Genomic DNA, 21,672 nt, shown 5'->3' with positions numbered 1-21,672 from the left:
CGGAACCCTCAAAATCACGCTAGGCTCCCTGAAGGACAGAAGGAGTCAACTTGTCAGCTAATCCGGCGCAGCCCATTTCCAGCCCTCTCACCAAGGTCTTGATCGCCAACCGAGGCGAAATCGCGGTCCGCATTATCCGCGCAGCCCGGGACGAAGGGATCGCTTCCGTGGCCGTCTACGCGGACCCCGATCGCGACGCCCTGCACGTCCGGCTGGCAGATGAGGCCTACGCGCTGGGCGGCAACACTGCTGCTGAGTCATACCTCGTGATGGACAAGTTGATCGAGGTCGCGAAGCAGTCGGGTGCCGACGCCATCCACCCCGGCTATGGCTTCCTCGCCGAGAACGCCGAGTTTGCCGCCAAAGTCATCGACGCCGGCATCACCTGGATCGGCCCTTCTCCGGACGCCATTTCCGCGCTGGGCGACAAAGTGCAGGCCCGCCACATCGCCGAAAAGGTCGGCGCTCCCCTGGTTCCCGGCACGGCCGACCCCGTGGAATCCGCCGACGAGATCCTGGCCTTCGCCCAGGAGTTCGGGCTGCCGATCGCCATCAAAGCCGCCTACGGTGGTGGCGGCCGCGGCATCAAAGTTGCCCGCACCATCGAGGAAATCCCCGAGCTTTTCGAGTCCGCGGTGCGCGAGGCCATTGCCGCCTTCGGCCGGGGCGAGTGCTTCATCGAGCGCTTCCTGGATTCCCCGCGCCACGTCGAGACCCAGTGCCTCGCCGATGCCTACGGCAACGTTGTGGTGGTCTCCACCCGCGACTGTTCCCTCCAGCGCCGCAACCAGAAACTCGTTGAAGAAGCCCCTGCTCCGTTCCTGAGCCCCGAGCAGAACGAGCGACTGTACGAGTCTTCCAAGGCCATCCTGAAAGAAGCCGGCTACCTGGGCGCGGGAACCTGCGAATTCCTGGTGGGCCAGGACGGCATCATCTCCTTCCTTGAGGTCAACACCCGGCTTCAGGTGGAGCACTGTGTTTCAGAGGAAGTCACAGGCCTTGACCTGGTCCGTGAGCAGTTCCGCATCGCCCGGGGCGAGAAACTCGGCTATGGCGATCCCGAGGTCCGCGGCCACTCTTTCGAATTCCGCATCACCGGCGAAGACCCGGGCCGCAACTTCATGCCCGCACCGGGAACCATCAGCACCCTGAAGAACCCGACGGGTCCGGGCATCCGCATCGATTCCGGCGTCGAACAGGGCGACGTCATCAGCGGGAACTTCGATTCCATGCTGTCCAAGCTGATCGTCACCGGCGCCAGCCGCGAACAGGCCCTCCAGCGCTCCCGCCGCGCCCTTGAGGAAATGGTCGTTGAAGGCATCCCCACCGTCATTCCTTTCGACCTCGCAGTGGTGACCGATCCCGCGTTCGCTCCGGCCGAAGGCCCGTTCAAGGTGCACACGCGCTGGATCGAGACCGAGTTCGTCAACAACATCCCCGCATGGACGCCTACCGGAATCGGAACAGAAGCCGCCGACGCCGGTGAGCGCCAGCGCGTCGTCGTCGAGGTTGGCGGCAAACGGCTGGAAGTTGTCCTTCCCGCGACTCTCGGCTCGGTTTCCTCGGTTGCCAGCGCGGGCGCCAAGGGCACGAAGGTCAAGAAGCGTTCCCGATCTGCGGGCGCCACAGCTGCAGTCGCGGGCGGCAACGCCCTCACCTCGCCAATGCAGGGCACCATCGTCAAGGTGGCTGTAGCCGCCGGCGACGTGGTTGCCGAGGGCGATCTGATCGTGGTCCTGGAAGCCATGAAGATGGAACAGCCCCTCACCGCCCACAAGGCCGGCACCATTCACGGCTTGGTGGCCAAGGCGGGCGAGACCGTCTCCGCGGGCGCCGTTATCGCGACGATCGAAGACTAGTCCCCACTGCCGCCCTAGCCTCGCTTCGCTCGGCCAGGGAACCCGGGCAGCGTGGGCCCAATTAAAGAGCTCCGGCCCCGCACCATTGGTGCGGGGCCGGAGCCATTTAGCGCGAGCCTGCTAAACGCGAGCCTGTTAATACAAGATCAGGCTACGTTGTTCTCGTAGTCCGTGTCCTTGGTTTCCTTGGACAGGAACAGTGCCACGAGCGTCAGGACTGCCATCGCGCTGAGGTAGACACCCACCAGGACCGTGCTGCCCTTGGCCGATTCCCAGAGCCAGACCGCGATGAACGGAGCCACAGCCGCGCCGAGGATGCTGGACATGTTGTAGCTGACGGCAGATCCGGTGTAGCGGACGTTGGTGGGGAACAGTTCCGGAAGCAGCGCACCCATGGGGCCGAAGGTGAGGCCCATCAGCGTGAAACCGATGATCAGCAACGCCATAGTGCCGACAAAGCCGCCGCTGAACAGCGGCACGAAAAGCAAGCCGAACACCAGGATTCCCGCGGTGACCGCCAGAAGCATCTTGCGGCGACCATACTTTTCGGCCAGCGGGCCCGCCACAAGGGTAAAAATGCCGAAGAAGACGACGCCGGCAATCAGCATCCAGAGGAAGTCGTTCCGGCTGAAGCCCAAGCCCGGGACGAACGCCGCGGCGGCCGCGTCGGTCATGGGCTTTCCGGCCTTGACCGCTGCGGCCTGGGCGCCCGCCAGCGTGGGCTTGGTGCCGTAGGTCAGCGTGAACGTGGTCATCAGGTAGAACAAGACATACGTGGCCAACATGATGAAGGTACCGAGGATTAGCGGGCGCCAGCTTTTCTTGAAAACGCGTCCGATGGGCAGCTTTGCCACTTCGTTCGACTCCAGCACCTTGGTGAACGCGGGAGTTTCAATGAGCTTGAGGCGCACGTAGAGGCCGAGGATCACCATGACGGCGCTGAGCAGGAACGGCACGCGCCAGCCCCAGGCGGCGAAGGCCTCGGGAGTCAGGGTGTAGCTGAAGACCAGGAAGATGATGTTGGCCAGGATGAAGCCGATCGGCGCGCCCATCTGCGGAAACGTTCCATAGATGGCGCGTTTCTTGGCCGGCGCGTTCTCGGTTGCGAGCAGCGCGGCGCCGCTCCACTCACCACCGAGAGCCAGGCCTTGGGCGAAACGAAGCACTACCAGCAACGTGGGGGCCAGGAAGGTCCAGCCCGGGACCTGCGCCGTCGGGAGGCAACCGATCAGGAACGTGGCGATACCCATGGTCAGGAGGGACGCAACCAGCGTTCCCTTGCGACCGAACTTGTCACCGAAGTGGCCGAAAATTATGGAGCCGAGCGGGCGGGCGACGAAAGCGACGCCGAACACCGCGAAGGAGCTCAGCAACTGCGTGGTCTCGTCCGCCGTCGGGAAGAAGAGTTTGGGAAAGACGAGGACAGCAGCCGTGGCGTAAACGTAGAAATCGTAGAACTCGATGGACGTCCCGATGAGGCTGGCGAAGATCACCCGTCCCCGCGAGTTGACCGGCTTGACTGACTCGCTTTCCTTGGATTCAGCGATGGAAGACATGTAGTGGTTGCTTTCCGTTCACGCCGGCCCGGCGTTCCTGAGCCTGCCGGCAAAGATTATTGAGAGTTCAATAATAGTTGCCGGTATCCAACAAATGGACAATCAGGTCCAATATGCGGACGCTTTGGAAAGTCTCACTCTGTGGTCCGCGCCACACAACCTCACCATCGCCTCACGCACCGGTGACCCCCTCCGATAGGCAAATGTCACAGCACGTTTACAAACCGCGACGGTCCGCGAAACGCGCCGTCCCTAACGTGGAAGTACAACGTCCCCACAAAGGAGGCACTCCGTGACAGTTGACCGAAGCACCGAAATCCTCACCAACGAGCAGGCGCCCACCGCCCTCGTCCCCGAGCTTGAACACCGCCCTGGCCGCTGGATTGCCAACTGGGATGCAGAGAACAAAGAGCAGTGGGAAGCCGCCGGCCGTTCCATCGCCAAGCGCAACCTGTACTGGTCCATCTTTGCCGAGTTCCTCGGCTTCGTTGTCTGGCAACTCTGGTCGATCGTCGTCGTCCAGCTTCCAGCCGCAGGCTTCAAGTTCGACACCAACCAGATCTTCTGGCTCATCTCGATCCCCAGCCTGGTCGGTGCCACCCTGCGCATCCCCTACACCTTCATGGTTCCGAGGTTCGGTGGCCGTAACTGGACCATCGTCTCGGCCCTCCTGCTGCTGATCCCGACGGCGGGCCTCGCCCTGTGTGTTTCGACCCCCGGCACCCCCTTCGGCGTCATGCTGCTGGTGGCGGGCCTCGCGGGCTTCGGCGGCGGTAACTTCGCCAGCTCGATGGCGAACATCACCTTCTTCTACCCTGCACGTGAAAAGGGCTGGGCGCTGGGCCTGAACGCCGCGGGCGGAAACCTCGGTGCCGCCGTCGCGCAGCTCATCGTCCCGATCGCGGTCACCCTCCTGGCGGCCGGTACCGTCAACCTGCCCATGGCCGGCCTCATCTGGATTCCGCTCATCCTTGTCGCCGCGTTCGGCGCCTGGAAGTACATGAACAACCTCACGAGCGCCAAGGGTGACGTCGCAGGCTCCATCGCCGCACTCAAGGAACCACACCTGTGGGTCATGGCCTTCCTGTACATCGGCACCTTCGGCTCGTTCATCGGCTTCTCCGGAGTCTTCCCCAAGCTCATCAAGGACTACTTTCCGGCTTTCTCCTCCATGCACCTCGGCGCGGTCGTCCTCTCGCTCGCCTTCCTTGGCCCGCTGGTCGGCTCCCTCGCCCGCCCCTACGGTGGACGCATGGCTGACCGCATGGGCGGAGCCCGGATGACCGTCACGGCGTTCGCAGCGATGGCCATCATCACCTTGACCATGATCTGGACCCTTCCGCTCAAGAACTTCTGGCTGTTCCTGGTCTTGTTCCTGTTCCTTTTCACGGCAAGCGGCTTCGGAAACGGCGCCACGTACCGCATGATTCCGGTCATCTTCGCCACCTCCAGCCGGGCCGCCCGCTCCGGTGCAAGCGCCGCCAGCACGGCGCGCCTCGCGTCGTCCTCCCTCGGCCTGATCTCGGCGATCGGTGCCTACGGCGGATTCGTCATCCCCCAGGTGCTCAACGCATCCAGCGCATCCGGCTCCTACACCCCCGCGTTCTATGGCTTCGTCGGCGCCTATGTGCTGATGCTCATCGTCTGCTGGGCCTGCTACCTCCGGAAGGCCAACCGCAACGCGATGGGACACATCTAATATGCCCAATGGCGCCAACACCCACTGCCCGTATTGTGCGCTGCAGTGCGCCATGACCCTGACCCCGGCGGCGCCCTCGGCGCAGCCGGGGTCAGACCCCGCTCCCACAGCAAAGGCACTTCCGCTACTGGAAGTGTCCGGCCGTGACTTCCCCACCAACCGGGGCGGGCTGTGCCGCAAGGGCTGGACATCGCCGTCGTTGTTGAACCACACCGGACGCGTCACGGAACCCATGCTCAAAGGGTCCGACGGCGTCCACCGGCCGGTCACGTGGGACCAGGCACTCATGCTGGTCACCGGAGCAGTCAAGCAGACCCGCGAGCAGTACGGGCCCGACGCCGTCGGCGTGTTCGGCGGCGGCGGACTCACCAATGAGAAGGCCTACCAGTTGGGCAAGTTCGCCCGCTTGGCGCTGGGAACGTCGCGCATCGATTACAACGGACGTTTCTGCATGTCCTCCGCTGCGGCAGCCGGAAACCGCGCGTTCGGCGTGGACCGCGGCCTCCCGTTCCCCGTCGAGGACCTTGATTCGGCCAGCGTCATCTTCCTTCTCGGCTCCAATGTTGCCGAGACCATGCCGCCATTCGTCCAGCACTTGCAGGGCGCGCGCGATTCCGGCGGGTTGATCGTGGCCGATCCCCGCCGTTCCGCGACCGCCGCATTCACCGGCGACGGCGGCGGCATCCACTTGCAGCCGACCCCGGGAACGGACCTCGCACTGCTGTTGGGCATCTCCCACGTGGTAGTGCACGAAGGCCTTGCCGACACCGAATACCTCCAGTCCCGCACCACCGGCTACCCTGCGATCGTTCGTAGCCTCGCCGGCTTCTGGCCGGAGCGCGTCCAGTCGATCACCGGCGTGCCCGCCACGCTCATCCGGGACACCGCCCGCCGCCTCGCCGACGGCGCCCGGCGCGGCGGGAGCTACATCCTCACCGGCCGCGGAGTCGAGCAGCACGTCGACGGCACAGACACAGCCACAGCGGCGATCAATCTCAGCCTTCTTTTGGGCCTGCCGGGATCCTCCCGCAGCGGCTATGGCACATTGACGGGCCAAGGCAACGGCCAGGGTGGCCGCGAGCATGGCCAGAAGGCCGACCAGCTCCCCGGCTACCGCAAGATCACCGATCCCGCCGCCCGCGCCCACGTCGCCAAAGTGTGGGGCGTGGACGAATCCCTCATCCCCGGCCCTGGACTGCCTGCCGTGGAGTTGTTGAAGTCTTTGGGACAGCCCGACGGCGTCCGTTGCCTTTTCGTCCACGGCGCCAACGTGGCGGTATCAGCCCCCGACGCCGGCGCGGTGATCGAGGGCCTGCGCAGCCTGGACTTCCTGGTTGTCTGCGATTTCTTCATGTCCGAGACCGCGCAGGAGGCTGACCTGGTCCTCCCCGTCACCCAATGGGCCGAGGAAGAAGGCACCCTGACCAACCTCGAGGGCCGTGTGCTCCGCCGTCGTAAGGCGCTCACCCCTCCCCCAGGCGTCCGCAGTGAATTGTGGCTCATGGCCCGGCTCGCCGAATCGCTCGACGCTCCTTCAACGTTCAGCGACGATCCCGAGACCGTTTTCGAGGAGCTCCGGCTCGCCTCCGCAGGCGGCTTGGCCGACTACTCCGGAATCGACTACGCCATGCTGGACCGCGGAGAAGCCGCCTACTGGCCTTATCCAACCGGCAGTTCGGGAACGCCGCGACTCTTCCTCGACAGCTTCGCGCACTCCGACGGACGCGCGGTGATGGTCCCGGTGGCACCGCAGAAGCGGTCCCGGCGATCCGCCGTCGTCGGCTCTGATCCCGATCCGCTGACGCTCGTCACCGGACGGCTGCTGGAACATTACCAATCGGGCGCCCAGACCCGCCGCGTGCCCGAACTCGCGGCAGCCCAGCCGGAGCCGCTCTTGCAGATCCACCCGGCGACGGCGGCCGTCAGGGACATCTCCGGCGGCGACTTTGTCCGGGTCTCCAACGAGCGCGGTGAGGTCCTGTGCAAGGTAGAGCTCAGCAACAGCATCCGGACGGACACGGTCTTTCTGCCTTTCCATTTCCCTGGACTGGGAAGCGCTAATCGTCTCACTGAGGCGGTCACGGATCCCATTTCCGGAATGCCGGAATTCAAGACCAGCACAGTCTGGGTCCGGAAGGCGGCACTAGCACATGCCGAACCGGGGTTGGCTGCCCAGTCGGCTGCCCAGTTGACTGTGCCGGCGGCCGTCGGCTCGTCAATGCAGGAGAGCTTGTCAATGCAGGTCAAGGAGGCATCGTGAGCGAGCGAATTGTGGTGGTCGGTTTCGGACCGGTCGCGTCCCGGCTGGTGGACGAGTTGTTGCCGGCCGTGCGCAGCGGCCTTGTCGAGTTGCTCGTCGTCGGGCAGGAAGCCGAAGCCGCGTACAACCGCGTCATGGTGGCGGAACTCGGCGTGGGGCGGACCACCGCGGAGGCTCTCGCGATGGCGGACGCTGCCGATTTGGCGACCGACGGCGTCGAGGTCCGGCTGGGCGTCACCGTCAAGCGGATCGACCGTGCACGTCAGCAAGTGGTCCTATCGGACGGGACCACGCCCGGCTACGACCGTTTGGTGTTCGCCACCGGCTCGAGGCCCGTCATTCCGAACCTCACCGGCATCAACCCTGATCCTTCGCATCCTGTGCTCCCTCTAGGGGTAACGGCCCTCCGCGATCTCCGAGATGCCGGGCAACTGCGCGACGCCGTGACCGCCGGCAAGCGCGTGATCGTCCTCGGTGGCGGCGTGCTTGGCCTGGAAACTGCCTTGGCCGCGGCGGAAGAAGGCGCCCTGACCACAGTGGTGCACAACGGTTCCTTCCCGCTGGGCCGCAATATCGACCGTGGCGGTGGAGCCGTCCTCGCTGCGAGCTTGCGCAACAGCGGGATCACCATGGTGGGCAACGCCCGCTCTACTGCGGTGGAGCACAATGGTCCCGACGGCAAGTTTTCGGCCCTGGTGCTCCACGACGGGTCACGGATCGAAGGCGACCTTCTGGTCCTTTCCTGCGGCGTTCGCCCACGGATCGAACTGGCCGAAGGTTGTGGGTTGCCTGCAGCCACCGGGATCTTGGTGGATCACCACCTGCGGACCTATCACGAGCCGCACATGTTCGCGATAGGCGACTGCGCCGAAGTCCGCTGCGCCGATGCCGAGTGCGCCGAATGCCGCACCGCACTGGGTCCTTCCGGGCTGGTCGGTCCGGGCTGGCGGCAGGCCGAATGGCTTGCCGAGTACCTGATCCTCCTTGCAGAGGGCGGCCAGGGCGCTGCCGACACCTTGGCACCGCTACCGCAGGAGAAGCCCGGCGTCGTGGTGTTGAAGGCGCGCGGCATCAACCTGGCGGTCGCCGGCGACAACAGCGCCGAACCGTGGGATGACGAGCTGTTGACCGTCGGTGTCTCCGAGGGAATGCCGCGGCGCCAGGTTGCCCAATGGGCCGATCCGGAACACGGCCGCTATGTCAAAATGACGACGCGGGGCGGCGCGCTCGAAGGACTCGTCACCGTGGGAATGCCCCGCACGGCCGCGGAGCTCGTGATGCTGTTCGAACGCGGCTCCGAACTGCCCGCAGACCGTTCACTCCTGCTTCGCTTGGATGGGCCGGACCAACTGGATTCATCTGCTTCGAATGATGACCCCCAGCGGACCGTGTGCCGCTGCGCGGGCGTCAGCGGTGCGAGCATCGAGGAAGCCGTGCTGGATGGCTGCTCTTCCGTGCCGGAGGTATCCAAAGCGACCCGCGCGGGGACTGGGTGTGGCGGGTGCCATGGGGACATCAAGGGGATTATCGAGAAGCACTTTCAGGGGGTTGCGGCGTAGGGGGTTTGGTGCTCAGGCTATCGCTTCCCGGTTTGGGGCTGTGGTGGTCGCGCCGCGCCAGGTAAACAAGCCCTCGCGGTCTTCGTCGGTGAGCGCCGCGGAGTCGAGCAAGCCTTTGAGATCGAATTTTGCCAAGGCATCCCGGAACGCGCCCTCGGTTGTTGTACCGTGTTGCCGGCACACTTCCTCAAGCCTTCGTTCGGCGTTGTTTCGCTTGGCGTTCGCTGCCCGTACATCGCCAAGCCTGACGGTTTCGAGATAGTCACCGACGATGCTTTCGGGATCGGTGCCGATCGCATGAAGCAGGGCCATGGCGAGCAGGCCCGTCCTGTCCCTGCCGCCCATGCAGTGGAAGAGGACCGCTCCTGGCGGTGCGTTGACCACAGCGGATATGGCGGCACCGGCCCGTTCGGGCATGGCCGCAAGGTGCGGGAGGAAATAGAGAGCTGTGCCGACCAGACCGTTGTTCCAGTAGTCGGCCCAGAACTCTTTGTTTTCCAAGCCGTCAAGGTCAACATGGACGGTGGTGAGCCAGCCGGGCCGTTCCCGGGTATCTGTGTTGCGTTCACCTTGCTGACGAAGGTCAACCACGGTCCGGATCCCGGCATCGTGGATCTGTTGCCATCCGCTCCCGGTGATCCAATCGACGTTCTCGCTCCGAAAGAACACGCCCCGTGGAGTGACCGTCCCATCTACGCGCCGTAGACCGCCGAGGTCACGTCCGTTGACCAAGCCGTCAACTTTGAGTGTGCGATCTTTGTTTTCTGCCGGATCCCCCATGGCCCTAGTAAACCAGAGGGTGCTTTCCCGTCGGGGTTGTTCGGAATCACCAGTTCGCGACACAAGCGCAGGATCTGGCTACCCCATTTTGCCTCGGGCAACGGTGCCTCCCGGTGCGCTATTACGAATCGGCTGTCAGTTGTTCGTGGACAATCTGCCAGCCTTCGTGTGTGCGCACTAATACGTTGGTGCCGCGTCCTCTTCCGGAGTGTTGTTGTCCGTCAATAATTCCCGTCCAGGAGAATCGGTAGCGGCACACGGCGGCCTCCTCCTGCACGAGCACCCACGTCAGTTCGTCAACGACGTATCGCTCGTCCCGAATCGCAAGGAAGGTCGCCTCGATGGCAGCCCGGACCTGATCGCGCCCCTCGTGGGATCCGTCTGAGAACCAGTAGGTAGCGTCGCTGTCTATGTACGGCAGAACCCGCTCGATGTCGTGTGTATTGTTGGCCGCCTCATACCCGCGCATGACAGCCGTGAGTTCATCGACGAGGATCTCCCGGTTACGAATTTCCATCCCCACACTCTTGCACAGGCCTTGAGGATCAATACCAAGAAACGTGGTCACACCTGAAAGTAGTGGTTTCTGCGCGCTTTTTGGCGCGGGTCGATGTGGGGTGGCGGGATGAACCAGGGCACGCCTGTTTGGACTTGGATGTGCCATTCTTCCTTGTGGATCAGGTGGTGGTGGTGGCTGCAAAGCAAGACACCATTGTCGACGCTGCTTGGTCCACCCCGGGACCAGTAGGTGATGTGGTGGGCTTCGCACCACGGGGCCGGCATCGTGCACGAAGGAAACGCGCAGCCTTTGTCCCGGGCGGTGATCGCTTTACGGATGTAGGCGGGAAAGATCCTGGAGGCCCGGCCGATATCCAACACCTGGCCTTCCCCGCCCAAGACGACAGGAATGATGTCCGCATCGCAGGCGATCTTCCGCAACGTGGCCGCCGGGACCGGACCGCTGAACGTGAAGCTCCCCGTGCCCTGTTTCGGCCCGCCGGAGCGCCCGGGGTGTCCGGATTGCCCGAGGAACGCGAGCTGCCCGATTTCCATCAGCGGTGCCAGCAGGTCCCGGTGGTCGATGGTGGCCATGATCTGGGGGCGCTGGCCTCCGACCGCGGGCAGCGCCCCGGTGGCGAGGGCAATCTTGCAGGCGCCCAGCAACCCGTCCAGAAGTCTCTGCGCCCGTGTGCGGCGATCCAGGGACGCGGCATCATCGCCTGAACCGCCCGGAAGACTGTCGGCCGGAGCATTTGCCAGCGCGCTCCCGCCGCCGGCGTCCACGGTATTGTCCCCCGGTCCGGGCTCCTCGGACGTGCGGGTTCGGGGGTTGGTGGCGGTGTTCATGACGGTGAGCAGGTGCTCGTACTGGTCCTGAGTGGCGAAGATTTCCACATGCTGCAGCCCGTGTTTGGGCCGCCGCAGGAAAGCGCCTTGGAGGTGGCGCAGGGCTTCTTCGCTGGGCTCGGCACCGTCCTGATCGATCGCGTCCGTCCAGCGCCGGGCGATCCTGGCAAGGAAATCGGCGTCGTTCTCGGCCGCCGTCAGGGTCAGTGCGTGTTCCATGTCCGCGGCTGTCTCGGGGCTGCACAGGGGCCGGACGCGATCCAGAGCCATGGTGATGATGGTGGCCGGCCGGGACGCGATGCTCCCGTAGGCCAGGGCCGCGGCCACTTCCCCATACCGCGGCTGGATCCTTTGACCTGTAAGTGAACGGCCGGGCAGCAGATCCTCCGCCAGAGCCAAGCGGCGACGGGCCTCGGCCGCGCTGATCCGCAAAAGCGAGCGGAGGTGCTCGCCCGTGTTCCGGAACTCCTGGAACCCGGCGCGGGCATCGCCCGCAGCGAGCCCACCGCCCTCGACGCCGGCACCGGCTCCGGCTCCGGCTGCCCCGACTTTAGTTTCCGCGCTGCCGGGACCATCGCTGGAGCCGGCCGCCCGCGCTTCGACTCCCCAGCCGGTCGTCCAGCCGGTCCCGCCGGCCGGCTCCTCCTGCCGCACCCGGTCCAACTGCCCCGCGGCGACCAGCTGCAAATAGTCCAGCGTTCGGGAGAGTTCCTCCACGTTGAAGGCAAACGCGGCGGAGTCATTCAGCCCCATCGGCCCGACGTCGTCCACCGCCGTCCGTGCCAAGGAGCGTAACGCTGCAAGAGCACCCTCCAGAACCCGCTGCGGACCACCGCGGCCGCCGTCGCGATCCTCGGGCGGATCCAGCAGAGCGAGCCGGCGCGGCCCCGGCATTTGACCCGGCGCTTGAGCAGCCGCCGTCACCATCCGCGGCTGGCGCGCCTTACGGAAGACGACGAACCCGCCGCCGGGCGCAGCGGCCTGGCGGGTAGTGAGGTGTCCGATCGCTTCCATACCCAAAGCATCTCAGGAGGCTCTGACAAAATAGCCGGCCCACCGACCTGGAACGCACATGCGTTATCGACAGTTCTGTACGCAACGTACATTTTGCTGCACTTACCGCACTATCGAGTCCATGACCGATATCGCCATCACCGAAGCCCGGAATCACCTGGCAACCATTGTGGACACGGCACATCGCGAGCGCGAACCGGTATTCCTCACTCGCCGCGGAATTCGGGTCGCCGCAGTTATCGATTCCGCCGAGCTGGAGCGTCTTCGTGAAGCCGCGGAAGAGCTTGAAGACATCCGGGCCGTGGACGTGGCCTGGGAAGAGATGGAACAGACGGGTCAGACGCCTATCCCTTGGGAGGACGTCAAGCGCGATCTGGGCCTGACGTGAGCTACAACGTCACGGTCCTGCCAGCGGCCCTTCGGCAACTGCGCAATCTTCCTCCCGAGGGCCGCCGCCGGGTCCAAACAGCCATCGAGTTGCTGGCCGAGACTCCGCGCCAGCCCGGCGCCAAGAAGCTGGCAGGGCGGGTCGAGCGGCGCGTCCGAACGGGAGATTATCGGGTGCTCTACCGGATCGACGACGGCCGACTCGTGATCGTCGTCGTTCAGGCCGGTCACCGCCGCGAAATCTACCGGGAGTAAGTCCACTTACAGATTTCTCCGTCGTCAGTGGCGCGTGATCCGCAAAGCGCTCGATTCACCGACAGAAACTTCGGCATCACCGCCGATCGGGAACGTGAAGATAGGCGAGGTGTGACCGAAATCGGCATTGGCGAGCACCGGCAAGCCTGCAAGAACGGATTGTTTGGCCACGATCAACGCCAGTAGCTCCCGGGTCATTCGGCTTGCCCGCTGGAAGCGACCTATCACCAATCCCCGTATGCCCGCTGCCTCAGGCGTCTGCAAAAGCGACGCAAGGTCCCGGGCAAATGTGGCCGGGTGGCTTTCGAAGTCATCCTCCAAGAAGAGCAACGCACCTTCCAAGGACGGCATGTTCGCAGTTCCTTGCAGGAGATTCAGCGTGCACAGATTTCCGCCGACAATCCGCCCGCTCGCAGCGCCACCCTGCAACGGCCACCAGCCGCCGCTGGGAATTGGCGTTCGCCCGTCTTGGTCTCGGAACCAAGCGTCATCGGTCCAAGTCGCGGCGGGACGCACGTCCATGGGCGCCTCGCCAAAGAGCGCGTCCACAAAACACGCTTGAGTTTCCTCAAAGTGGTCCCGCATGCCGAACGTGGACCAGTGCGGCCCGGAGTAGGTAACGAGTCCGGTTCGTGCGTGGATGGCGTTTTGAAGGGCCGTGATGTCTGAGTAGCCACACAGTATCTTCGGGTTCGCCGCGATGAGATCCCAGTCGAGATGTGGAAGCAATTCGTTGCTGCTGAATCCGCCGATCACTGTCAGGATTCCCGCTACTTCCGGATCCGAGAAGGCGGCATGAAGATCGTCAACGCGCGACTGCACCGACGACGAAAGGAGGCCATCCAATTCGTCGACGTGCTCCCCGAAGGAAAGTCGCAGGCCTATCTCGGCGAAACGCCTTTCGATGTGGGTGGTGTTGTCGTGCTCCATGACCACAGCGCGGCTTAGCGCGGGCGCGATCACGCGCACCAGGTCACCGCGACGAAATTTGGGCGGATAGAAAGAAGGCATGTGCCCGACGCTAGCAAACGCAATGCGCGCAACCACGCCGCTAAGCGGAGGTTTTCACCTGAGGCAACGTATCCAGTTCCGCGGCCTTGCAACCGTCACATATGCACGTGCAACCGCCGCGCGGCTTCCGAGATGGAACCGGTCAGCGAGGGGTACACCGTAAAGGTGCTCGCGAGGTCGTCGACGTGCAGTTTCTGCTTGACGGCAACAGCGATCGGGAAGATGAGCTCGGAGGCATTGGGGCCGATGACGACGCCACCGATCACCGTTCCGGAACCCTTGCGCGCAATGATCTTGACGAAGCCATCCTTGGTGTTGCGCATCTTGGCGCGGGCGTTGCTCAGCAGGGACAGCATGACCACGTCGCCCTGGTATTTGCCTGATTCGAGGTCGGCCTCGGAGACGCCCACAGAGGCAATTTCCGGGGAAGTGAAGATGTTGGAAGCCACCTGGTGTAGCTTGATCGGCATGACGGCGTCGCCCAGGAAGTGCGCAACAGCAATGCGGCCCTGCATGGCAGCGACCGAGGCGAGAGCCAGGATTCCCGTGCAGTCGCCAGCGGCGTAAATGTTCGGCGCGGTGGTGCGGGAGACGCCGTCCACCTTGATGTGGCCGGACTCCGTGACAGCCACGCCCGCCTCTTCCAGCCCGATTCCGGCCGTGTTGGGAATAGAACCCACGCACACCAGGCAGTGGCTACCGGTCACCACCGAACCGTCGCCGAGCGTCACCTTCACACCGGCGTCGGTCCTTTCAACTGCCTCCGCGCGTGAGCGGGACAAAACGCGCACGCCGCGGCGTTTGAAGACACCTTCAAGGACCTGCGCTGCGTCCGTGTCCGAGCCGGGCAGAACCTGGTCGCGGCTCGAAATCAGGGTGACGTTAGAACCAAGGCCGTTGTAGGCCGAGGCGAATTCTGCACCGGTGACTCCGGACCCGACGACAATCAGGTCTTCCGGAAGTTCTTCGAGGTTGTAGATCTGCGCCCAGTTCAGGATGCGCTCACCGTCCGGCTTGGCCGTGGGCAGTTCGCGGGGGTGCGCACCGACCGCCAGGAGGATGGCGTCGGCGGTGATTGTCTTGGTGCCGTCCGCGGTGGTGACCTCGATGGTGTGGTTGTCCAAAAGTTTTCCGGAACCCATCAGGATCTCGACATCAAGGTGCTCGAGGCCCACCCGGATGTCGTCGGACTGCTCCCGCGCGAGGTGCAGGACGCGGTCATTGATGTGGCCCAGGTCCGCGCGCATGCCCGGCGCCACATCGCTGCCGTCGACGGCGAACTTGACTCCCAGCTCCCCCGCCTCGCCGACGCGGGTCATGAGATCCGCCGTCGCGATCAGGGTTTTGGAAGGTACGACGTCGGTGAGGACGGCTGAGCCGCCGAGCCCGGCGCGCTCGATGAGGGTTACCCGCGCTCCCAAGTGGGCCGCGACCATGGCCGCTTCATATCCGCCTGGACCTCCGCCCAGGATCGCGATTCGTGGTGAGCTGAAGTCAGGATGCATGGTCACAATGTTCAATTCTCACTTAATGCCGGCGGACCTGCCACTAAGCCCCACCTGAGAACGCCCCCAGAGGCCGCTTTCCTGCCCAGCTGCGCTCTGTTCAACAGCGCGCGCCGCACTGTAGTTTGTACCAGTGAGTAACACAGAGCTGATGAACACAGACCCATTCGAGGCCGCCAAAGCTGCGGCCGACTACATCGCGGCGGAGACCGGCGTCGAATCCCACGACGTCGCGCTCGTGCTCGGCTCAGGCTGGGGCGCGGCTGCGGATCTCATAGGCGAGACGACGGCGACCCTCACGGCGTCGGAAGTTCCCGGCTTCCACGCGCCTGCCGTTGAGGGGCATGTGGGCACCATCCGTTCGGTCCTGACGAAAGAGGGCAAGCGGGCCCTTGTCCTCGGCGCGCGTACCCACTACTACGAAGGCAAGGGCGTTCGGGCCGTAGTGCACGGCGTTCGCACTGCCGCGGCAGCCGGATGCAAGACCCTCGTAGTGACCAACGGCTGCGGCGGTCTGAACGAAGCCTGGACGCCCGGCACTCCGGTGCTGATCAGTGATCACATCAACCTGACCGCGGCTTCTCCCCTTGAAGGTGCCACGTTTGTGGACCTCACGGACCTGTACTCCTCGCGCATCCGCGGCCTGGCACGCGAAGTGGATCCCACGCTCGACGAAGGTGTCTACGCCCAGTTCACCGGCCCGCACTACGAAACTCCGGCTGAGGTCCAATACGCCAAGCGAATCGGCGCGGACCTGGTGGGCATGTCCACCGCTTTGGAAGCTATCGCCGCCCGGCACGCAGGCATGGAGGTCTTCGGCATCTCCCTCGTGACCAACCTGGCCGCAGGCATCAGCCCGGTACCGCTGAGCCATCAGGAAGTCATCGAGGCAGGCCAGACGGCGGGCGCACGCATCTCGCGCCTCCTGGCGGACATCATCGCCAAGCTTTGATCCAATGGCCGGGGAGTCAAGGCTCCCCGGCCATTCCGGAGTTCGTAGCACAGTAGAATTTGAGTGATTCTCCGCCGTAGCGCTCGAGCCGGAAAGGACCGCCGATGACCACATCCGCGCCTTTCCGGTTCTTGCGAACGGGCCTGATCGGTTCAATCATTCTGGGCTTCGCCGCGGGCGGGCACCTGGCTGTTGGCGGAGAACTTCCGGCGCCAGCCATTTTGACGGCGCTGTGTGCCCTGACAATCCTCCCCGTCGCCATACTGACGCGCGTCCGGCTTTCGCTGCCCGCCCTAGCCGGGCTACTGGGGGCCGGGCAGCTCTGCCTTCACTGGGCGTTCTGCGCCCTGTCCGGAACTTCCACCGCGGCACCGCTGCTGTCCGGGCATGCAGGGCATGTTCCCTTGGCGCCCGCTCCGGAAACCGTAAGCGCCATCGTCTCGACCCACGCCGCGGCCAGCGACTGGCAGATGCTCGCGGCGCACACCATGGCAATCTTGGGCACGGCGCTGGTGCTCGCTCGCGGCGAACGAGCACTATGGGCGCTGGCTGCGTGGCTACGTCCGCTGGTCCAACTGCCCGTCGCCACAGTGGTCCAGCCACTTCGCGCCCCCAGCCCCCGTTCGAGCCGCAATGTTCGTCCTCGGGGCCTTCCCTGCCTCCGGCTTCCTTCCCGGCGCGGTCCCCCAGCCCTCGTGTCCGCCGTCTAAGACTCTCCCTTTCACACATGGGCAGGGACGGGCGGCAGCTCCTTGCCTTCACCGGTCTGGACCTCCGTCCGCCCCGGTCCCAACCGCTTTTCCTTTGTGAAAGGGCACCATTGCCATGAAGACCTCCCAACGCCGTACCCTCAAAACCGCCTGCGCCGCCACCATGGTCGCCGGGCTGCTCGCCTTCGGCGTCTCGGCCGCCTCCGCACACGTCAACGTCAATCCCGACGACCCGGCAGCGGGCGGCTACACCCACCTGACCTTCAACGTCCCCAACGAGTCCCCGACGGCCAAGACCAACAAGCTCGAAGTCTCGCTCCCCACCGACACACCCTTCAACTCGGTGTCCGTGAAGCCGGTCGAGGGCTGGACGGCCGAGCTCGTCACCACCACCCTGCCAAAACCCGTCACGGTCGCAGGAGCAACGGTGACCAAGGCTGTCAGTTCGGTCGTCTGGACTGCGGACGCAGCACACCAGATCGGGCAGAACCAATATCAGGCGTTCTCGATCTCGGTCGGTGTACTGCCCGACGCCGGCACCACCATCACCCTGCCCGCTACCCAGACGTACACCGACGGCACGGTAGTGAAGTGGGATGAGAAGACCGTTGAGGGACAGCCAGAGCCGGAGCACCCGGCTCCCTCGTTCGTGACGACCGCCAGTGATTCGGCTGCATCGGCGGCTCCCACGTCCGCTCCAACCGTGACCCCGGCTCCGTCAGCTGCGGCATCGACATCGAGCGACGCCGGATCCACGGCCGGCTGGTTCGGACTCGCGGCAGGCCTCATTGGCCTCGCCGCGGGGGTGACCGCACTCGCGCGAACCCGCTCCACAAAGACCAAATAGCGTCACCACGAACAACTGAACTGCCCGCGCCGGACCCCGGCGCGGGCAGTTTTGCATCTGAAGGCGAGATGGTAGGAACGGTCCGGGGTTGCCCGCCAGCTCACGCGCCCGCGATCCAAGCAAGCAGCACGCGACAGGCGTCGTCACGGCAATTTTCCGACTCCTGTCAAGTCAATTCACCCAAGTGTTAATGGCGTGTGAACTTTTTGAATAAATCAGATTTATTCAGAAATATTTGACCCGCCGCACTTTCCATGGCACGCGCGCGGTGTAAAAATGTAAGCGCTTGCGCACATATGTCTGACATGTGGCCTATGGCCCGGAATGCCTCGCGAAACACGAGTTGCGGCCACATTCAGCGCGCGTCAAGCTTTGATCGGTCCCGGCAAGTCGACGTGCCAGGACCGCAGGATGGGGGCCTCTTATGAATCCTCATCCACCCGAGACGATGGCGTTCCTGACGACGCCATCGGTGTTACCGGGAACGCCGGAGTTCGGACAAGGGCTTGCGCCCATTCCCCCGTAGTCCAACCTCCGCGAGAAGAGCAAGCATGAAATCTCACTCAAACCCCAACAGGCCGCGCCGCCGACTGCGGTCGGCAGCCGCTTTTGCGGCCGCTGCCGGTGTGGCCGCCACGGTACTGATGGCATCCCCGGCAGCCCAGGCGAACCTGCCCGCCGACAAGCCGGCCACCACGATGCCGGCCCCCACGCCGGGATTCCCGCTGCCGACGGTCCACACGCAGGAAGCCTTTGATCCCGCAGCAAGCTTCACGTCCAAATGGACGCGGGCGGATGCCAAGCAGATCATGGCCCAGAGCAACCCGAACGTGACCCCCGGCCAGAACTCCATGAGCCCCAGCGTCACCATGCCGGAGATCCCCAAGGACTTCCCGGCCATGAACGACGACGTTTGGGTCTGGGACACCTGGTCCCTGACAGACCAGAACGCCAACCAGATCAGCTACAAGGGCTGGGACGTCATCTTCTCCCTCGTCGCCGACCGCCACGCGGGTTACGGCTTCGACCAGCGCCACTGGAACGCCCGCATCGGCTACTTCTTCCGCAAGACCAACGCCGACCCGGCGAAGGACAAGTGGAACTACGGCGGCCACTTGTTCCTGGACAACACCTCCATCGGCAACACCGAATGGTCGGGTTCCACGCGCCTTATGCAGGGTGACCACGTCAACGTGTTCTACACGGCCACCACGTTCTACGACCGTGCAGAGCGCAACGCGGGAGGCGGCGGGATCGCTCCGGACGCAGTCATCGCCAAGGCTCTCGGCAACATCCACGCCGACAAGAACGGTGTGACCTTCGACGGGTTCCAGCACACCAAGCTGCTCGAACCGGACGGAAAGCTGTACCAGACCAAGGCCCAGAACGCCGGCTTCGCCTTCCGTGACCCGTACACCTTCGAAGACCCGGCCCACCCAGGCCAGACCTTCATGGTCTTTGAGGGCAACACCGCCGGAAACCGCGGCTCCTACAAGTGCACCGATGCTGACCTTGGTTACCAGCAAGGCGATCCCCACGCCGAGAACACCAACATGGTCAACACCACCACCGGCTCGTGGTTCCAGACCGCGAGCGTCGGCCTGGCTGTCGCCGACAACAAGGACTTGACCCAGTGGCACTTCCTGCCGCCGATCCTGTCCGCCAACTGCGTCAACGACCAGACCGAGCGCCCGCAGATCTTCATCCAGAACGAAAACGGCAAGAACAAGTACTACCTGTTCACCATCAGCCACCAGTTCACCTACGCCGATGGCATGCGTGGCCCGGACGGCGTCTACGGCTTTGTTGGCAACGGTGTCCGTTCGGACTTCCAGCCGGTGAACAACTCGGGACTCGCGCTCGGCTCGCCGACCGACTTGAACCTCCCGGCGAACAACCCGAGCGGCACCCAGTCGGCACAACAGAACGGCCGTCAGTTCCAGGCCTACTCGCACTACGTGCAGCCGGGTGGCCTGGTGCAGTCATTCATCGACAATGTCGACGGAGTCCGTGGAGGGTCCCTCTCGCCCACGGTAAAGATCAACTTCGCCGGTGGCGTCACACAGGTTGACCGCAGCTTCGGCAAGAACGGCCTCGGCCCGTTCGGCTACCTCCCCACCAACGTCCGCGTTGGAGGGGAAGGCCTCTACAAGTAGGCCACCGTCAATTCCAGCCGGGCGGGCAGATGATTTGCTGCCTGCCCGGCGATTATGGGGCGCCCGGTTCACCCCGGGCGCCCCGCTCCACAACCCAGGAAGTCCCATGCTCCACTCTCCCCAATGCCCGCTCCGGCCCGCCCGCAAGGCGGTACTCGCCGTCGTCGCCGTCGTCGTGGCAATGTTCGCGAGCTCCTGCACTCCGACGCCGGACTCCTCGCGGCCTGCGACGAACCCGCCATCCGCCGTCGGAACCTCTGCACCCGCACCGTCCGAATCGGACCCGTGGCGGCCCGCCGCGCACCTGACAGCGTCGCAAAACTGGATCAACGACCCCAACGGGCTTGTCTACGAAAACGGCACCTACCACGCGTTCTACCAGCACAATCCGCACGGCAACTTCTGGGGAGACATGTCGTGGGGCCACTCCACCAGCACCGATCTGGTCCACTGGACCCAGCAGCCGGTGGCCATGGAAGGCTCCGCCAGCGAGGAAATCTTTTCCGGCGCGATCGTTCCGGACACCAAGAACGCCTCCGGCCTGGGCACAGCTGAAAACCCGCCGCTGGTAGCCCTCTACACCAGCTCATACGGAGAAGGCGGGGCTCTGCCCAAGGGTAGCCAGGCCCAGTCCGTGGCCTACAGCCTCGACCATGGGACGTCCTGGACCAAGTACAAAGGCAATCCGGTGCTCAGCCTGCAGCCGGCGTCGAACAACTTCCGCGATCCCAAGATCACTTGGTACGAGCCCGGCAAATACTGGGTCATGACCACGGTGGTAGCGGACGCCCAAGTGGTGAAACTGTTCAAATCCACGGATCTGCTGCACTGGAGCTTCCTCAGCGATTTCTCAGGGGTGGGGGCCCAGGGCGGCCTCTGGGAAGTTCCCGAACTTCTCCAGATGGACGTCGACGGCGCCAACGGACTGAAGAAGTGGGTCATGATCGTGAGCATCAACCCCGGAGGCATCGCAGGAGGCTCGGGCATGCAGTACTTCGTGGGCGATTTCGACGGCACCCGGTTCACGGCGGAAAACGCGGCGAAGCCGGGTGACCCACTGACGGACTCGCAATGGCTGGACCATGGAGCGGACTTTTACGCCGCCAACACCATCTCCGCGGCTCCCGGTGGAAAGCCGGTACTGCTCGGCTGGATGGGGAATTGGGACTATGCGCAGTCCGTCCCGAGCACCCCGTGGCGCGGATCCATGGCCATCCCCCGCCAACTCACCCTCGCAGCTACGGGAAGCCGCTTCGAGCTCCATTCGACCATCGCCCCGCCCGCCGCGGATGCGCTCACGAACGCCAACACCAGTGAAGTACATGGCGAAAACCTCACCGTCACTGACTCCACGAAGTCCCTCGGCAGCGAATTCGGGTCCCGAACCCAGCTTATCGAAGCCGAAATGGACGTTGCGGGCTCAGCGGACGCCGGCATGGTGCTGCGGGCCTCGTCGGACGGAAAGGCAGGCCTCCGGATCTCGTACAACCGCGCAAGCCAGACCCTGAAAGTGGACCGTTCCGCGGCCGGAACCTCCAACTTCTCGCCGAAATTCAGCCCCTACCACCAAGCATCCGTGCCCATGAAGGACGGCAAGGTCCGCCTCCGCATCCTCCTGGATTCCTCGTCCGTAGAGGTCTTCACACAGGACGGCTCGGTAGTCATTTCGGACATTTTCTTTCCGCCATGGGGCAACACGGGTGCGGCCGCCTTCAGCGCAGGTGGCGCGGCGAGCTTCAAACTCAGCAGCACGCGGCAGCAACCCTGACGCTCGA

Annotated in this window: 17 protein-coding genes; 11 read left to right on the top strand and 6 right to left on the bottom strand. The window is 64.4% G+C overall.

The features are described from left to right. The first annotated feature begins 50 nt into the window (after positions 1-50). Positions 51-1,859 (top strand): acetyl/propionyl/methylcrotonyl-CoA carboxylase subunit alpha, encoded by a 1,809-nt coding sequence (locus ACSKT0_RS06195; RefSeq protein WP_437772973.1) that lies wholly within the window; start codon positions 51-53, stop codon positions 1,857-1,859. A gap of 146 nt (positions 1,860-2,005) precedes the next feature. Here ACSKT0_RS06195 and ACSKT0_RS06190 read toward each other — a convergent pair whose 3' ends face one another. Further along, on the bottom strand, positions 2,006-3,415 hold the full coding sequence (locus ACSKT0_RS06190; protein ID WP_345449649.1) for an MFS transporter: 1,410 nt from the start codon (positions 3,413-3,415) through the stop codon (positions 2,006-2,008). A 292-nt stretch (positions 3,416-3,707) separates the two neighbouring features. Between ACSKT0_RS06190 and ACSKT0_RS06185 the strand changes: the two genes are divergently transcribed. Genes ACSKT0_RS06185 through ACSKT0_RS06175 form a run of 3 tightly spaced genes read left to right on the top strand, consistent with a single transcriptional unit; the run spans position 3,708 to position 8,933 of the window. Then, positions 3,708-5,114, top strand: a complete 1,407-nt coding sequence (locus tag ACSKT0_RS06185; RefSeq protein WP_437772972.1) for an MFS transporter — start codon at positions 3,708-3,710, stop codon at positions 5,112-5,114. A 1-nt stretch (position 5,115) separates the two neighbouring features. Beyond that, the gene (locus ACSKT0_RS06180) at positions 5,116-7,374 is read left to right on the top strand and encodes a molybdopterin oxidoreductase family protein (RefSeq protein WP_437772971.1); all 2,259 of its coding nucleotides are present in this window, start codon (positions 5,116-5,118) and stop codon (positions 7,372-7,374) included. Further along, positions 7,371-8,933, top strand: coding sequence for an FAD-dependent oxidoreductase (locus ACSKT0_RS06175; protein ID WP_437772970.1), 1,563 nt, complete (start codon positions 7,371-7,373; stop codon positions 8,931-8,933). The genes ACSKT0_RS06180 and ACSKT0_RS06175 overlap by 4 nt, the downstream gene beginning before the upstream one ends. A 12-nt stretch (positions 8,934-8,945) precedes the next feature. On the opposite strand, the gene ACSKT0_RS06170 is transcribed toward ACSKT0_RS06175, so the two are convergent. From ACSKT0_RS06170 to ACSKT0_RS06160, 3 genes are all read right to left on the bottom strand, one after another. Continuing rightward, complete coding sequence (locus ACSKT0_RS06170) at positions 8,946-9,713, bottom strand: tyrosine-protein phosphatase (RefSeq protein ID WP_437772969.1); 768 nt, start codon at positions 9,711-9,713, stop codon at positions 8,946-8,948. Between the two features lie 121 nt (positions 9,714-9,834). Beyond that, positions 9,835-10,230: a YybH family protein gene (locus ACSKT0_RS06165; protein ID WP_437772968.1), complete on the bottom strand. Its 396-nt coding sequence runs from the start codon at positions 10,228-10,230 to the stop codon at positions 9,835-9,837. A gap of 47 nt (positions 10,231-10,277) precedes the next feature. Then, the gene (locus tag ACSKT0_RS06160) at positions 10,278-12,074 is read right to left on the bottom strand and encodes a DUF222 domain-containing protein (RefSeq protein WP_437772967.1); all 1,797 of its coding nucleotides are present in this window, start codon (positions 12,072-12,074) and stop codon (positions 10,278-10,280) included. A gap of 121 nt (positions 12,075-12,195) precedes the next feature. On the opposite strand from ACSKT0_RS06160, the gene ACSKT0_RS06155 reads away from it, so the two are divergent. Then, entirely contained in the window at positions 12,196-12,462 is a 267-nt protein-coding gene (locus ACSKT0_RS06155) for a type II toxin-antitoxin system Phd/YefM family antitoxin (protein ID WP_437772966.1), read from the top strand. Then, a complete protein-coding gene (locus ACSKT0_RS06150; protein WP_437772965.1) occupies positions 12,459-12,716 on the top strand; it encodes a type II toxin-antitoxin system RelE family toxin in 258 nt (85 codons plus the stop codon). Before ACSKT0_RS06155 ends, ACSKT0_RS06150 begins: the two co-directional genes overlap by 4 nt. 24 nt (positions 12,717-12,740) lie before the next feature. On the opposite strand, the gene ACSKT0_RS06145 is transcribed toward ACSKT0_RS06150, so the two are convergent. Next, a complete protein-coding gene (locus ACSKT0_RS06145) occupies positions 12,741-13,727 on the bottom strand; it encodes a S66 family peptidase (RefSeq protein ID WP_437772964.1) in 987 nt (328 codons plus the stop codon). A 95-nt stretch (positions 13,728-13,822) separates the two neighbouring features. Further along, positions 13,823-15,238, bottom strand: a complete 1,416-nt coding sequence (locus tag ACSKT0_RS06140) for an NAD(P)H-quinone dehydrogenase (RefSeq protein ID WP_345449641.1) — start codon at positions 15,236-15,238, stop codon at positions 13,823-13,825. 145 nt (positions 15,239-15,383) lie between these two features. Between ACSKT0_RS06140 and ACSKT0_RS06135 the strand changes: the two genes are divergently transcribed. From ACSKT0_RS06135 to ACSKT0_RS06115, 5 genes are all read left to right on the top strand, one after another. Then, positions 15,384-16,184 carry a purine-nucleoside phosphorylase gene (locus ACSKT0_RS06135; protein ID WP_236816417.1) on the top strand — a complete coding sequence of 267 codons (801 nt, stop codon included), beginning with the start codon at positions 15,384-15,386 and terminating at the stop codon, positions 16,182-16,184. Between the two features lie 104 nt (positions 16,185-16,288). Beyond that, entirely contained in the window at positions 16,289-16,894 is a 606-nt protein-coding gene (locus ACSKT0_RS06130) for a hypothetical protein (protein ID WP_437772963.1), read from the top strand. Between the two features lie 115 nt (positions 16,895-17,009). Beyond that, positions 17,010-17,741: a YcnI family copper-binding membrane protein gene (locus tag ACSKT0_RS06125; protein ID WP_437772962.1), complete on the top strand. Its 732-nt coding sequence runs from the start codon at positions 17,010-17,012 to the stop codon at positions 17,739-17,741. A 551-nt stretch (positions 17,742-18,292) separates the two neighbouring features. Continuing rightward, the gene (locus ACSKT0_RS06120; protein ID WP_437772961.1) at positions 18,293-19,897 is read left to right on the top strand and encodes a glycoside hydrolase family 68 protein; all 1,605 of its coding nucleotides are present in this window, start codon (positions 18,293-18,295) and stop codon (positions 19,895-19,897) included. A 106-nt stretch (positions 19,898-20,003) separates the two neighbouring features. Beyond that, complete coding sequence (locus ACSKT0_RS06115; protein WP_437772960.1) at positions 20,004-21,665, top strand: glycoside hydrolase family 32 protein; 1,662 nt, start codon at positions 20,004-20,006, stop codon at positions 21,663-21,665. The last annotated feature ends 7 nt before the right edge of the window (positions 21,666-21,672 follow it).

It is taken from the genome of Arthrobacter sp. KNU40 (assembly GCF_051515115.1).
In the GTDB taxonomy this organism is placed as follows: Bacteria; Actinomycetota; Actinomycetes; order Actinomycetales; family Micrococcaceae; genus Arthrobacter.
The sequence above is the reverse complement of the archived record's forward strand: the minus strand, read 5'-3'. Positions and strand labels throughout refer to the sequence as shown.